This window comes from Streptomyces sp. NPDC098789 (assembly GCF_044759975.1).
Lineage (GTDB): Bacteria > Actinomycetota > Actinomycetes > Streptomycetales > Streptomycetaceae > Streptomyces.
The window spans coordinates 47263-63866 of the sequence record NZ_JBIWAJ010000019.1; the positions used below are offsets into that span (position 1 = coordinate 47263).

Sequence of the window (16604 nt, forward strand, 5' to 3'; positions counted from 1 at the left end):
CGGCCGTCGTGCGCCGACCCGTTCGTGTCTCCCGGGCTGCTGTGGTTCACAGGCCCAGCTCGTTCTCGATGAAGTCGAAGACCTCGTCGCGCGACGCGGTCCGCAAGTGCTCGGCCGCCGCCTCGCGGGGCGCGGCCGAGGACCAGCGCTCCGCCAGGGCCGTCAGCCTGGCCAGGACGTCCGGCGAGGGGGCGGCCTGGGCCGCGACCGCGGCGAGCCTTCCCTCAAGACGGTCGATCTCGGCGAGCACGGACTTCTCCGACAGTTCGCCCTCGCCCAGCTGGGAGCGCAGGTGCTCCGCGAGTTCGGCCGGGGTGGGATAGTCGAAGATCGCGGTGGCCGACACGGCGAGCCCGGTGGCCCCGGTCAGCCGGTTGCGGAACTCGACCGCCGCGAGCGAGTCGAAGCCCACGTCGCGGAACGGCTTGTCCGCCTCGATCCCCGCGATCCCCGTGTGTCCGAGCACGACCGCCGCATGGGTGCGCACCAGCTCGGTCAGGGCCTGTTGCCGCTCGGCGCCGGAGAGCCCGGAAAGGCGACGGACGAGCTCGGCGGCGCCGTCCTCGACGGGCTCGGCGGGTGCCTGCGCACGCACGGCCTCGGGAAGGTCGGACAGCAGGGTGCTGGGCCTCGTCGAGGTGTACGACAGGGCGAACTTCTCCCACTCGACGTCGGCCACCGTCAGGCAGGTCACCCGCTGGTCGATGGCGTGCCGGAGCAGGTCCAGCGCGGTGTCGGGTACGAGCGCCCGCACGCCGCGTCGGCGCAGTTGCGCCTCGGCGTCGCCCTGGGCCGCCATGCCGCCCTCGCTCCACGGCCCCCACGCCACCGAGGTGGCGACGGCGCCGCGCGCCCTGCGCCGTTCGGCGAGCGCGTCGAGGTAGGCGTTGGCGGCTCCGTAGGCGCCCTGTCCCGCGCCGCCCCAGACGCCGGCCGTGGAGGCGAAGAGCACGAACGCGTCCAGCTCGGTGTCGGCGAAGGCTTCGTCGAGGTGGCGTGCGCCGTCGACCTTGCCCGCGCTGATGGCGGTCACCTCCTGCGCCGGTGTCCCGTCGATGCGGCTGGACTGGGAGACGCCCGCGGTGTGCAGCACCGACGTGACGCGCACTCCATCGGCGGTGAGCTCGCCGAGCAGTGCGTCCAGCGCGCCCCGGTCGGCGACGTCGCACGCGGCGATGGTCACCGTGGCTCCCAGGCCGATCAGTTCGGCTTCCAGGGCCGCGGCCCCGGGAGCCCGGCGGCCCCTGCGGCTGGTCAGCACCAGGTGTTCCACGCCGGAGCGGGCCAGCCAGCGGGCCACGTGGGCGCCCAGGGCGCCGGTACCGCCGGTGACCAGGGCCGTGCCGCGCGGGGTCCAGCCCGCGCTGTCCACCGTGACCGCGAGGGGGGCGCGCCGCAGTCGGCGGGCGAGGATCCCGCCGACGCGCAGCGCCACCTGGTCCTCGCCGGTGGTCCCGGCCAGGACGGCGCCCAGCCGTGCGGTGTCCCGTGCCCCGAACTCCTCGGGCAGGTCGATGAGACCGCCCCAGCGGTCCGGGTGCTCCAGCGCGGCCACGCGGCCGAGGCCCCACACCTGCGCCTGGCCCGGCCTGGTCTCCTCGGCGGCGACGGCGACGGCGCCCCGCGTGACGCACCACAGGGGGGCCAGCACGTCCGCCTCACCCAGGGCGCGCACCAGCGCGTGGGTGGCGGCCAGCAGCCAGGCGTCGCCCTGACCCTCCGCAAGCGCGAGGAGGGACAGCACTCCGCGCACGGGTGTGTCCGCGACCACGGCACGGAGCCGCGCGGCGAGGGCGTCGGGGTCCGTGGCGCCCTCCAGGTCGGCGGAGACGTCCACGGTCAGGACATCGAGGCCCTGCCGCTCCAGCGTCGCCACACACGCTGCGGCTGCCGCGCCACCCGCGGTGATCTTCAGCCAGGTGCCGGTCGGTTGTGCGGCCGGTTCGGCGAGGGAGCGCCAGTGCACGTCGTAGCAGAGCGCGCCGAGGTCGGAGCGCTCCTTGGACCTGCGGCGCCAGTCGGCGAGGACCGGCAGGATCTCCCGCAGCGGGGCCTGCCGCTCCCCCTCGTCGACGCCCAGGGTGCGGGCCAGGACCTCGATGTCCTCGCCCTCCACCGCGGACCAGAAGGCCTGGTCGAGCTCGGAGGTGTGCTCCTCACCGGTGGCGGCGGGGGCGTCGAGCCAGTAGCGCTGTCGGTTGAAGGCGTACGTGGGCAACGCGACCCGGCGTCCGGGACGCAACACCGGCCACGAGATGGCGGTGCCCCGCGCATGCAACCGCGCCAGACCCTGGACGAACGAGGCCAACTCCCCCTGCCCCACCCGCACCGAAGGAATCGCGACCACACCCTCACCACGACCCTGCACCAGACCGGAGAGGACCGCCTCAGGACCCACCTCGACGAAGTCGGTCACACCCCGACCCACCAAGCACTCCACACCATCACCGAACCGCACGGCCTCCCGAGCATGCCGCACCCAATACTCGACCGAAGCCAACTCACCCACCTCCGCGAGCACACCCGTCACGTTCGACACCACAGCCACACTCGGCTCACTGAACGACAACTCGCGCAACACCGCCGCGAACTCCTCCAACACCGGCTCCACCAAAGGCGAATGGAACGCCTGACTCACCCGCAACCGCCGAGTCCGGCACCCGGCAGCCCGCGCCAACTCCTCCACCCTCCCCACAGCCACCTCAGCACCCGAAACAACCACCGAAGAAGGCCCATTCACCGCACCCACCGACACCAGATCACCCACACCAGCCCCAGCGATCCACCCCAACGCCTGCTCCTCCGACGCCTCCAACGACACCATCACCCCACCCACCGGCAACCCCTGCATCAAACGCCCACGCGCAGCCACCACCCGCACCGCATCCTCAAGCGACCACACACCCGCCACATACGCCGCAACCAACTCACCCACCGAATGACCCATCACCACATCAGGCCGCACCCCACACCGCTCCAACAACCGGAACAACGCCACCTCAAAAGCAAACAAACCCGACTGCGTATACACCGTCTCATCGATCAGACCCGCAACCGCCGAACCCTCCTCAGCCCACAACACCTCACGCAACGGCACCTCCAACAACCCATCAAAAGCACCACACACCTCCTCGAACACCTCACCGAACACCGGCAAAGCCACCAACTCACGCCCCATACCCACCCGCTGAGACCCCTGACCCGAAAACACCAGAGCCAGGGATCGACCCGACTTCGCGCGGTCCAGGACGGTGTGCGGATCGTGCTCGCCGGAGATGACGGCGTCGAGGCCGCGCAGGAGGTCCTGGCGGGTGTGGCCCGTGACCACGGCGCGGTGCTCCATGGCGGACCGTGCGGACAGCAGCGACCAGGCCACGTCCGCGTCGGACGCCTCCGCCACCGCCACGGAATCCCGCAACCGCGCGGCCTGCCCACGCAACCCGGCAGCGGAACGCGCGGACAACACCCAGGGCACGACCGCACCCACGGACTCAACCAACGGCTCCACGGCAGAAGCAGCCGCGACGGCAATCCGATCATCGACCGGCGCCTGCTCCAGGACCACGTGCGCGTTCGTACCACTGATACCGAACGAGGAAACCGCCGCCCGACGCGGACGCCCCGTCTCCGGCCACGCACGACTCTCCATCACCAACTCCACCGCACCCGACGCCCAATCCACATGCGGCGTCGGCTCATCCACGTGCAACGTCTTCGGCACCACACCGTGCCGCAGGGCGAGCACCATCTTGATGATCCCGCCGACACCCGCGGCTGCCTGCGTGTGACCGAAGTTCGACTTCAACGAGCCCATCAGGAGCGGCTGTTCGCCGGCACGGTCCTGGCCGTAGGTCGCGAGGACCGCCTGGGCCTCGATCGGGTCACCGAGCGTGGTACCGGTGCCGTGCGCCTCGACGACGTCGACCTCGGCAGCCGTCATGCCCGCACTGGCCAGCGCCTGCCGGATCACCCGCTGCTGCGAGGGGCCGTTGGGCGCGGTCAGGCCGTTGGACGCGCCGTCCTGGTTCACCGCGGAGCCCCGCACCACGGCGAGCACCTCGTGCCCGTTGCGCCGCGCGTCCGACAACCGCTCCACCAGGAGCAGACCCACGCCCTCCGACCAGGTGGTGCCGTCGGCGCCGGCCGCGAAGGACTTGCAGCGGCCGTCGGGCGCCAGGCCCTGCTGGCGGCTGAACTCGACGAAGGAGTCCGGGGTCGCCATGACGGCGACGCCGCCGGCCACGGCCAGGGTGCACTCGCCCTGCCGCAGCGCCTGCACCGCCTGGTGCAGCGCCACCAGCGACGACGAACACGCCGTGTCCACCGTCACCGCGGGACCCTCGAACCCGAACGTGTAGGAGATGCGGCCGGTCGCGATGCTGCCGGTGTTGCCGTTGCCGAGGAAGCCCGCGAGCTCCTCGGGGACGGAGTGCAGCCGGGCGGCGTAATCGTGGTACATGAGACCGGCGAACACGCCGACCCTGCTGCCGCGCACGGCCGCGGGGTCGATGTGCGCGTACTCGAACGCCTCCCAGGTGGTCTCCAGGAGGAGCCGCTGCTGCGGGTCCATGGCGAGCGCCTCGCGCGGCGAGATCCCGAAGAACTCGGGGTCGAAATCGGCGGCGTCGTGCAGGAATCCGCCCTCGCCGACATAGCTGGTGCCCGCGCGCCGGCCGTCCCGGTCGACGAGCTCGCGCACGTTCCAGCCTCGGTCCTCCGGGAACGGCGTGACCCCGTCCCTGCCCTCGGCGACCAGCTGCCACAGCTCCTCGGGTGTGCGGACGCCACCGGGGTAGCGGCAGCTCATGCCGATGATGGCGATCAGGTCGTCCTCGCCCGACACCACCGGCGCCACGAGGGCCGGGGCCGCCGCGTCCGCCTCGTCGCCGATGAGTTCGGCGCGCAGGTGGCGGGCGAGCGCCACCGGCGTCGGGTAGTCGAAGACGAGGGTGGCGGGCAACCGCACCCCGGTGGCCGTGGCCAGCTGGTTGCGCAGGTCCACCGCGGTGAGCGAGTCGAATCCGAGCTCGGAGAAGGCCCGCTCGGAGTCCAGGTCGCTGTCGGGCGCGTAGCCGAGTGCGGCGGTGACGTGCCGCAGCACCAGTTGCAGCAGCGCCTCTTCACGCGCGGCGGCGGACAGTGCGCGCAGCCGCTCGCGGAGCCCGCCGGTGGGTTCGGCGCCCGCGGCCCGCCGAGTGGTGGCGCGGACGAGGCCGCGCATCACCGGGGGGATTCCGGCGGCCTCGCCACGGGCGGCGGCCGGGTCGAACGCCATCGGGACGAGCACCGGTTCGTCCGCGGCGAGCGCCGCGTCGAACAGCGTGAGGCCGTCCTCGACGGACAGCGCCGACATGCCGCCGCGGGAGGCGCGGGCGAGGTCCTGCTCACTCATGACGCCCGACATGGTGCTGCGCTGCTCCCACAGGCCCCAGGCCAGCGCGTGCGCGCTGAGCCCCTGGGCCCTTCGGTGCTGGGCCAGGGCGTCGAGGAAGGTGTTGGCCGCGGCGTAGTTGGCCTGGCCGACCGCGCCGAGAATGCCGGCCGCGGAGGAGAACAGGACGAAGAAGTCCAGGTCCGAGGTGAGTTCGTGCAGGTTCCAGGCGGCCTGCGACTTGGGCCGCAGCACGGTGTCGACCCGCTCGGGGCTCAGCGAGGAGACGACCCCGTCGTCCACGACGCCCGCGCAGTGCACCACGCCGCGCAGTGGCCGGCCGGCAGGGATGGCCCCGAGGACGGCGGCCAGGCTGTCCCGGTCCGCCGCGTCGCAGGCGGCGACCGTGGTCTCGGCGCCGAGTGCGGCGAGTTCGGCCACCAGCTCCTGCGCACCCGCGGCCTGCTGGCCCTGGCGGCCGAGCAGCAGCAGATGGCGTACGCCGTGCTCGCCCGCCAGGTGACGGGCCACGGCACTGCCGAGGACACCGGTGCCGCCGGTGATGAGGACGGTCCTGTTCGGGTCCCAGACCGGCGGCTTCTCGCCCTCGGTCTGCTCGGCGGGGGCGGCCGGAACCACGCGGGTCAGTCGGGGTGCCCACAACGCGTCTTCGCGAAGCACTAGTTCGGGTTCGCCCGCTGCGAGGGCGGTCCGCAAGCCCGGTACCAGGAGTGCCGCCGCGTCATCGGCGGAATCGGCCGGAAGGTCGAACTGCACCATGCGGTCCGGGTGTTCGGACTGGGCCGAGCGCAGCAGACCGCGGGCCGCGGCGTGCGCCGGGTCCGGTCCCTGTCCGTCGGTGACCGCCGCGAGGGTCGCCGCGTCGCGGGTGAGCAACACCAGGCGGGACGGGGCGAACCTGTCGTCGTCGAGCCAGGCCTGCGCCGTCTCCAGTGCCCAGACGGTGGCAGCCTTCGTGGCCTCCGGTACGTCGGCCGAGGAGTCGGGGCAGGCGACGACGACGGTCTCCGGGACGGCGGTTCCCGCATCGATCGCCTCGACGAGGTCCGCGAGATTCCCGTACACCTCGCTGTCGACGTCCGCGGCGCGGACGAGAACGGCGGCGTCGTCGCCGATGACGGCCCACCGGGGCCGGGCGGTGTCGCCCGCCACCGGGGGCAGCTCGACCCAACCGGGCTGGTGCAGCCAGTCGTTGTGACGACGCGCTGCGCGCAGTTGGCCGTCGGCGACCGGGCGCAGGACGAGTTTGTCGACGGAGGCCAGCAGCTGCCCGGCGCCGTCGGTCATGGTGACCGTCACACCGCCGGTACCCGCCGGGGCGAGACGGACCCGTACGGCGGCCGCACCCGTGGCGTACAGGCGCACGCCTTCCCAGGCGAACGGCAGGCCGCGCGGCGACTCGCTGTCGCCGGAGCCCTCCAGCAGGGACACGCCGTGCAAGGCCGCGTCGAGCAGCGCGGGGTGCAGGCAGAAGTCGCCCGCGTCACCCGCGTCGCCGCCCTCGGGCAGCCGCACCTCGGCGAACACCTCGGAGCCGCGGCGCCATGCCGCCGTGAGCCCCTGGAAGCTCGGGCCGTAGGCGAAGCCACCCTCCCTCATCGTGTCGTAGAGGCCGTCCACCTGGGCGGGTACGGCGCCCTCCGGCGGCCATGCCAGGGATGCGGGGAGCGGCCCCGGTGCCGCCTGGGCCGGGGACAGCACACCGGTGGCGTGGGTGACCCAGACTCCGGCGTCACCGGTCCTCGCGTACACCGCGAAGGAGCGCCGGCCTTCCTCGTCCGCGTCGCCCGCCGTCAGCTGGACCCGCGCGGTGACACCTTCGGGAAGCACCAGCGGGGCGTGCAGCGTGAGTTCCTCGACACCGGCGCAGCCGACTTCGTCGCCGGCCCGCAGCGCCATCTCGACGAAGCCCGCGCCGGGGAAGAGCACGGTGCCGAGCACCGCGTGGTCGGCCAGCCAGGGCAGCTCCGAAAGCGAGAGCCTGCCGGTGAGGAGCACGCCGTCGCCATCGGCCAGGCCGACCCTGGCACCGAGCAGCGGGTGTCCCGTGGTTTCGAGGCCCACGGACCCGATGGCCGCGTCCACACCGGCCGGTGCGGAGCGCCGGGGCCAGTAGCGCTGTCGGTCGAAGGCGTACGTCGGCAACGCGACCCGGCGACCGGGCCGCAGCACCGGCCACGAGATGGCGGTGCCCCGCGCATGCAACCGCGCCAGACCCTGCACGAACGAGGCCAACTCCCCCTGCCCCACCCGCACCGAAGGAATCGCGACCACACCCTCACCACGACCCTGCACCAGCCCCGACAGCACCGCCTCAGGACCCACCTCGACGAAGTCGGTCACACCCCGACCCACCAAGCACTCCACACCATCACCGAACCGCACGGCCTCCCGAGCATGCCGCACCCAATACTCGACCGAAGCCAACTCACCCGCCTCCGCGAGCACGCCGGTCACGTTCGACACCACGGCCAGCTCCGGTTCACTGAACGACACAGTGCGCAGTACCGCCGCGAACTCCTCCAATACCGGCTCCACCAAAGGCGAATGGAACGCCTGACTCACCCGCAACCGCCGGGTCCGGCACCCGGCAGCCCGCGCCGACTCCTCCACCCTCCCCACAGCCACCTCAGCACCCGACACCACCACCGACGACGGCCCGTTCACCGCACCCACCGACACCAGATCACCCACACCAGCCCCAGCGATCCACCCCAACGCCTGCTCCTCCGACGCCTCCAACGACACCATCACCCCACCCACCGGCAACCCCTGCATCAAACGCCCACGCGCAGCCACCACCCGCACCGCATCCTCAAGCGACCACACACCCGCCACATACGCCGCAACCAACTCACCCACCGAATGACCCATCACCACATCGGGCCGCACCCCACACCGCTCCAACAACCGGAACAACGCCACCTCAAAAGCAAACAAACCCGACTGCGTATACACCGTCTCATCGATCAGACCCGCAACCGACGAACCCTCCTCAGCCCACAACACCTCACGCAACGGCACCTCCAACAACCCATCAAAAGCACCACACACCTCCTCGAACACCTCACCGAACACCGGCAAAGCCACCAACTCACGCCCCATACCCACCCGCTGAGACCCCTGACCCGAAAACACCAGAGCCAAGCGACGGACGCCCGCGGTGACGTCGCGCACCACGTTCCCGGCCGGCTCCCCGGCGGCCAGGGCCTCAAGGCCCGCCAGGAACTCGGCGCGGTTCTCGCCGAGCACGACGGCGCGGTGCTCCATGGCGGATCGCGCCGAGAGCAACGACCAGGCCACGTCCGCGTCGGACGCCTCCGCCACCGCCACGGAATCCCGCAACCGCGCGGCCTGCCCGCGCAACCCGGCAGCGGAACGCGCGGACAACACCCAGGGCACGACCGCACCGACGGACTCCACCAACGGCTCCACAGGAGAAGCAGCCGCGACGGCAGCCCGATCATCGACCGGCGCCTGCTCCAGAACCACGTGCGCGTTCGTACCACTGATACCGAACGAGGAAACCGCCGCCCGACGCGGACGCCCCGTCTCCGGCCACGCACGACTCTCCGTCACCAACTCCACCGCACCCGAAGCCCAATCCACATGCGGCGTCGGCTCATCCACATGCAACGTCCTCGGCACCACACCGTGCCGCATCGCCTCGACCATCTTGATGACACCCGCGACACCGGCGGCGGCCTGGGTGTGACCGATGTTGGACTTCACCGAGCCGAGCAGCAGCGGCTCGTCCTCGGGGCGGTCCTGGCCGTACGTGGCGAGCAGCGCCTGGGCCTCGATCGGGTCACCGAGCGCGGTTCCGGTGCCGTGCGCCTCGACGGCGTCGACGTCGGCAGTGGTGAGCCCGGCATTGGCGAGCGCCTGGCGGATGACCCGCTGTTGCGCGGGACCACTCGGCGCGGTCAGGCCGTTGGACGCACCGTCCTGGTTGAGTGCGGAGCCCCGCACCACGGCGAGCACCTCGTGCCCGTTGCGCCGCGCGTCCGACAACCGCTCCACCAGGAGCAGGCCCACGCCCTCGGAGAAGCCCGTGCCGTCCGCGTCCCCGGAGAACGCCTTGCACCGGCCGTCCTGGGACAGTCCACGCTGCCTGCTGAAGGAGACGAGGAGTCGAGGAGTGGGCATGACGGCGACGCCGCCGGCCACGGCCAGGGTGCACTCCCCCTGCCGCAGCGCCTGCACCGCCTGGTGCAGCGCCACCAGCGACGACGAACACGCCGTGTCCACCGTCACCGCAGGACCCTCGAACCCGAACGTGTAAGAGACACGGCCGGAAGCCACGCTGGCCGCGTTGCCGGTGAGGAGGTGACCGTCGAGACCGTCCTCCGTGGTGAACAGGTCGGTGCTGTAACCGGAAACGGCGCCGCCGATGAAGATGCCGGTCGGGGTGGAGCGCAGGGTGCCGGGGTCGATGCCGGCCCGCTCCAGTGCCTCCCAGGTGGCCTCAAGGAGCAGCCGCTGCTGCGGGTCCATGGCCAGGGCCTCGCGGGGCGAGATCCCGAAGAACTCCGCGTCGAAGTCCGCGACGCCGTCGATGAAACCGGCGGTACGGGAGTAGGAGCTGCCCGCGCGGGCCGGGTCCGGGTCGAACACCGCGTCCACATCCCAGCCGCGGTCGGTGGGGTAGTCGCCCATGGCGTCGCGTTCGTCGGTGAGCAGCTGCCACAGCTCTTCGGGCGAGCCGACGCCGCCGGGGAAACGGCAGCTCATGCCGATGATGACGATCGGGTCGTCGTCGGAGGCAACGGTGGCCGGTGCGGCGGTGGGGGTTGCGCGGTCCCGCCCGCTGTCGCTGTCGATGCCGAGCCGGATGGCGACTTCGGCGGCGAGGGCGACGGGGGTGGGGTGGTCGAAGACAGCGGTCACCGACAAGCGCAGTCCAGTAGCGGACCCGATCCGGTTGCGCAGCTCGACAGCGGTCAGCGAATCGAAACCGATATCGCGGAAAGCACGGTCGGCCTCCACCATCTCGGCGGTGCCGTGGCCGAGGACGAGGGCGGCCTGGGCGCGCACCAACTCCGTCAGCTCGCGGTCGCGTTCGGCGGGGTCGAGTGCGGCAAGGCGCTCGCGCAGCCCGTCGCCGCTGCCCACCGGGGTGTTGGCGGCGGCCCGCTTGACCGTGGTGCGCACCAGAGCACGGAACAACGGCGCCAAAGGCCGCTGCTCGCGCAGCACGGCCAGGTCGAGACGGACCGGAACCGTGTACGCGTGCGGCAGGCGCACCGCGGCATCGAAGAGAGCAAGACCCTCATCGGTGGCGAGCGGCCTGATACCGGCCCTACGCATACGGTCCAGGTCAGCCGTGCCCAGCGCACCCGTCATCGCACTACGGTCCGCCCACAACCCCCACGCCAGAGAGTGCGCGGGCAGCCCCTGGGCGCGCCGCTCCTGTGCGAGAGCGTCCAGGAAGGAGTTCGCCGCCGCGTAACCGCCCTGCCCGGGAGAACCGAAAACTCCGGCAGCCGAGGAGAACAGCACGAACAACGCGAGGTCCCGGTCACGAGTGAGCTCATGCAGGTTCCACGCCGCATCCAACTTCGGACGAAGCACCGTATCCAGACGCTCAGGCGTCAACGCGGAGACGACACCATCATCCAAGGCTCCAGCAGCGTGCACCACACCACACAGCTCGTCGAGACCGTCGAGGAGAGTGCCGAGGGCGGCACGATCCGCGGCATCGCAAGCCTCCACGCGCACACTGGCACCCAACGCAGTCAGCTCCGCGACCAACTCCCCCGCGCCCGGGGCATCCGGGCCACGACGGCCGGTGAGCACCAGATCCCGCACACCATGCTCGACAACGAGGTGGCGGGCCACCGCCGACCCGATGACACCGGTACCACCGGTCACCAGCACGGTCCCGGTCAACGCGGCCCGCGCATTGGTCAGGACCACCTTGCCGATATGCCGGGCCTGACTCATGTGCCGGAAGGCCTGCGGTGCCTGACGCGTATCCCACGCGGTCACCGGCAACGGCGCAAGCTCCCCGCTCGCGAAAAGCTCAGCCAGATGCGCGAGCATCTCACCCAGCCGATCGGCACCCGCCTCACCCAGATCGAAAGCCCGGTAGCGCACACCTTCGTGGGCGGCGGTCACCTCCTCGGCATCACGGATGTCGGTCTTGCCCATCTCTAGGAACCGACCGCCCTGCGGAAGCAACCGCAGCGAAGCGTCCACGAACTCCCGGGCCAAACTGTTGAGAACGACATCAACACCCCGACCCCCGCTCTGCTCCAGGAACCGGTCCGCGAACTCCACACTCCGCGAGGAAGCCAACCGCTCGGCAGCGACACCGGACTCACGAACCGTGGCCCACTTGGCCTCGCTCGCCGTCGCATACACCTCGGCCCCGAGATGCCTGGCCAGCTGAACAGCCGCCATCCCCACGCCACCGGCCGCCGCGTGCACCAACAACGACTCGCCCTCACGCAACCCAGCGAGGTCGACCAACGCGTAGTAGGCGGTCAAAAACGTCACAGGCACCGACGCCGCCCGAGCGAACGACCAACCAGCAGGCATCGCAACGATCATCCGGCTGTCGGCCACCGCCGAAGGACCGGCATACGAACCCGACAGCAGACCCATCACCCGATCACCCTCCGCGAACCCGGAAACACCCGGACCCACCTCGGTCACCACCCCCGCACCCTCACTACCGAACAACGCCTCGGTTTCGGGGTCAGCGTCGGCGCCCTCAGCACTCGACAGCCCAGCCATTTTTGCGACGACGCCCAACGCCACGAGTACGTCACGGAAGTTGACCCCGGTGGCACGTACGGCGACCCGCACCTCACCGGCTCCGAGGGGCTCGGCGGCGCGCGGGGCGGCCACCAGACGCAGCCCGTCCAGGGTGCCACCAGTTTCGAGTTCCACCCCCCAGGCGTCCGCGTCGGGCAGGGCCAGAGTGCCGGCGCCGGTGGTGGAGACCCGGCCGAGCCGGGGCACGAACACCGCTCCGGAACGCAGCGCGAGGGCGGACTCGTCAGCGGCCACCGCATCGGCGACCGCGGCGGGCAGGGCCGCCGCGGACTCCGGGGCCCCGTCCAGGTCGACCAGCAGGAAACGGCCCGGATTCTCGGAGGACGCGGTGCGGATCAGGCCCTGCACCGCGGCCTGCCCGGGTTCGGGCCGCTCGCCAGGTGCCACGACAGCGCCTGCGCGGGTCACCACCGCGAGGCGCGCCCCTTCCAGCTCCGCGAGACCGAGCCACTCCTGCACGGTGGCGAGCCCGGAGGCCAGCAGCGCGCGGACGGCGGTGGGGGTGTCCCCGGCCGCATCCCGCAGGCAGGGCAGGAACACGGTCGTGGGCACGGCGCCGCCGCGACGGACGCTCTCGGCGAGCGCGGCGAGGTCCTCGTAACACGGCAGCCCGAGCTCCGCCAGACCATCGCCCAGGACCACGGCGGCAGCGGGAACAGCAACAAGGTCACCGGAACTACCGGGCAACAAAGCCCAGTTGATTTCATACAGCGAATCAACGCCCTGCCCGGAGAGCGTGTCAGCGGTGAGCGGGCGCGAGGTGAGCGTGTCGATGGTGAGCACCGGAAGGCCGGTGCCGTCGGTCAGCCGCACCGCGATCGAGTCAGCGCCCGTCGGCGTCAGCCGGACCCGTGCCGCGGTGGCACCGGTCGCGTGGAGGCGGACCCCGGCAGCGGAGAACGGCATCATCCGCTCGCCGCCGTCCTCCAGCAACGTCACCAGACCCGTCTGGAGCGCGGCGTCGACCAGCGCGGGGTGCACCCCGAACCGTCCGGCGTCCCGCTCTGCGCCCTCTGGCAGTACGACATCGGCGAACAACTCCTCGCCGCGCCGCCACACCGCCCGTATGCCCTGGAAGATCGGACCGTAGCCGTACCCGGTGGCCGCCAGGCGGTCGTAGAACCCGTCGATGTCCACGGCCTCCGCGCCCGCGGGCGGCCAGGCGGTGTCGGCCGCGGCCTGCTCTTCGGCGAGTGCGGCGGGCGCCGCGATCAGCAGCCCCTCGGCGTGGCAGACCCACTCCGCGCCATCGTCCTCCTGGCCCGGCCGCACCGCCCGGGAGTGCAACCGCGCAGCGCGCCGGCCCTGCTCGTCGGGGGAATCGACGGCGACCTGGATGTCGACCCCGGCGTCGCCGGCCGGTACGACCAGCGGGGCCTGCAGAACGAGCTCGTCGAGGATTTCACAGCCAACGCTCTCGCCCGCCCGCAGCATCAGTTCGAGCATGGCGGCCCCGGGCACCAGGACCCGGCCCAGCACCGCGTGACCGGCGAGCCAGGAATGCGTGTGCAGGGATATTCGGCCCGTGAAGAGGTGGCCCTCGCCGTTCGCGAGCGTGATACCGGCAGCCAGCAGCGGGTGACCGAGCGAGGAAAGACCGGCCCCGGAGACCTCGGTGGTACCGGCCGCACCGTCCAGCCAGTAGTGCTGGCGTTGGAAGGCATATGTGGGCAGCCCGACCCGGGATGCACCACTGCCGGCGAACACACCCTGCCACTCCGGCTCCACACCCCGCACCCACAACTCCGCCAGCGAAGTGAGGAAGCGCCGGACACCGCCCTCCTCGCGCCGCAACGTGCCTACCCCGTGCACCTCCACGCCCGCGGCCTCACCGGTCTCCTCCACCGAAGACGTCAGCACCGGATGCGGACTGACCTCGACGAAGGTGGTGTGACCCGCAGCGATCAGCTCCCCCACCGTGTCGAGGAACCGCACCGGCTGCCTCAGATTGCGGTACCAGTACTCCGCATCAGCCGCACCGTCCCCGAGGAGCTCACCCGTCACGGTCGAGTACATGGGTACGTCACCCGCACGCGGCGCCACCGGAGCGGCCAGCTCCAGCAGCGCTTCCCTCAACTGCTCCACCTGCGGGGTGTGCGACCCGTAATCCACCGGAATGCGACGGGCCCGTATCTCATCCCGCTCGCATACGGCCATCAGCTCGTCCAGCGCTGCGGCCTCACCGGCCACCACCGTGGACCGCGGACCATTGATCGTGGCAACGCTGATCCGACCCGCCCAGCGCTCGATCAACTCCAGCGCAGCACCCTCACCGACCGGCACCGACACCATGCCGCCCTGGCCGGCCAGGTCCCGCCCGATCAACTGGCTGCGTAACGCGACGATCCGCGCACCGTCCTCGACCGACAGCACCCCCGCCACCACAGCAGCCGCCAACTCACCCTGCGAATGCCCGATTACAGCAGCGGGCTGGACACCCGACGCACGCCACACCGCCGCGAGCGACACCATCACCGCCCACAACATCGGCTGGACCACATCCACCCGATCCAACGACGGCGCACCCTCACGCTCCCGCAGGACATCCACCGGAACCCAGTCCACATACGGCGCCAGAGCAGCCGCACACGCACCGAACCGCTCCGCGAACACCGGCGAGGAATCCAGCAGCCCGACCGCCATCCCGGCCCACTGCGAACCCTGGCCCGGGAAGACGAACACCACGTCCGAAGCGCCTTCCGACGCCACACCCGTGACCACGCCTGCCGCCGGTTCGCCCTCTTCCAGGGCCCGCAGGGCGGTGAGCAGTTCCTCCTGGTCCGCGCCGAGCAACACGGCCCGGTGCCCGAGTGCCGCCCGCGAAGATGCCAGCGACCAGCCCAGGTCGGCGATCGAGGCCTCGGAGGAGGCCACGAACGGGCGCAGCCGCTCCGCCTGCCCGCGCAGCCCGGCCGCCGACCTGCCCGAGAGCACCCACGGCACGACACCACCGCGGGAGACGAGGCCGGCCGGACCGGACTCGGCTCCGGCTCCGGCTCCGGGGGGCTCCTCGGCCGGGGCCTGCTCGATGATGATGTGCGCGTTCGTCCCGCTCACACCGAACGACGACACACCCGCACGGCGTGCGCGGCCCGTCTCGGGCCACGGACGCTCTTCGGTCACCAGCTCCACGGCGCCGGCGGTCCAGTCCACGTGCGGCGTGGGCTCATCGACGTGCAGCGTCTTGGGCACCACGCCGTGCCGCATCGCCTCGACCATCTTGATCACACTCGCCACACCCGCGGCAGCCTGTGTGTGACCGATGTTGGACTTCAGCGAGCCGAGCAGCAGCGGCCGGTCCTCGGGCCGGTCCTGGCCGTACGTCGCGAGCAGCGCATCCGCCTCGATGGGGTCGCCCAGCTTCGTACCCGTGCCGTGCGCCTCGACCACGTCCACCTGCGCGGGAACGAGCCCGGCGCTCTCCAGGGCCTGCCGGATCACCCGCTGCTGCGCGGGGCCATTGGGCGCGGTCAGACCGTTGGACGCGCCGTCCTGGTTGACCGCCGATCCACGGATCACGGCAAGGACCTGGTGGCCGTTGCGGCGCGCGTCCGAGAGCCGCTCCACCAGCAGCAGGCCCACACCCTCGGCCGCGCTCATACCGTCGGCGGAGGCGGCGAACGCCTTGCAGCGACCGTCCCGCGCCAGCCCCTGCTGCCGGCTGAGCCCCACGAAGACCTCGGGCGTCGACATGATCATCACGCCGCCCGCGAGCGCCATCGAGCACTCGCCGAGCTGCAGCGCGTTGATCGCCAGGTGCAGCGCCACCAGCGACGACGAGCACGCCGTGTCGACGGTGAGTGCCGGGCCTTCGAGGCCCAGGGTGTAGGAGATCCGGCCGGAGATGACGCTGTCGGCGCGGCCGGTGAGCAGATAGCCCAGCGCCTCTTCGGGGGCGGTGGTCGGGTCGCCGTACCCGTGGAAGCTGGAGCCCACGAAGACACCGGTGTCGCTGCCACGGAGCGTGGTGGGGTCGATGCCGGAGCGCTCGAACAGCTCCCAGGAGGTCTCCAGGAGCAGCCGCTGCTGCGGGTCCATGGCCAGGGCCTCGCGCGGGGATATCCCGAAGAAGCCGGCGTCGAACTCACCCGCGTCGTGCAGGAATCCGCCCTCGGCCACGTACGAGGAGCGGGGGCGCTCGCCGGTCACGTCGATCAGCGAGGCGGGATCCCAGCCGCGGTCGTCGGGCAGGCCCGTGATGGCGTCGCCGCCCTCGGAGAGCAGCCGCCACAGGTCCTCGGGAGAGTCGACACCGCCGGGAAGGTGGCAGCTCATCCCGACGATCGCCACCGGCTCGCTGCCGGCCGACTCCACGGCCTTCAGCCGCGACTTCGTCTCCTTCAGCTCGGCGGTCACGCGCTTGAGGTAGTCGAAGAGCTTCTCTTCATTCGGCATGCGCGGCGGGTCCATTCCTTAGCGGCACTAACAG

General features: G+C 71.6%; 1 protein-coding gene and 2 pseudogenes. All 3 read right to left on the reverse strand.

Features of this window, described 5'->3' with window-relative positions; all coding sequences use genetic code 11:
• Positions 1-46: 46 nt before the first annotated feature.
• Positions 47-12817 carry a type I polyketide synthase gene (locus ACIQWR_RS31375; protein ID WP_404016683.1) on the reverse strand — a complete coding sequence of 4257 codons (12771 nt, stop codon included), beginning with the start codon at positions 12815-12817 and terminating at the stop codon, positions 47-49.
• A 102-nt stretch (positions 12818-12919) separates the two neighbouring features.
• Positions 12920-13750: pseudogene (locus ACIQWR_RS31380) on the reverse strand (polyketide synthase dehydratase domain-containing protein); the annotation flags it as partial.
• Between the two features lie 30 nt (positions 13751-13780).
• Positions 13781-16531, reverse strand: a pseudogene (locus ACIQWR_RS31385) (type I polyketide synthase); the annotation flags it as partial.
• Positions 16532-16604 lie beyond the last annotated feature (73 nt).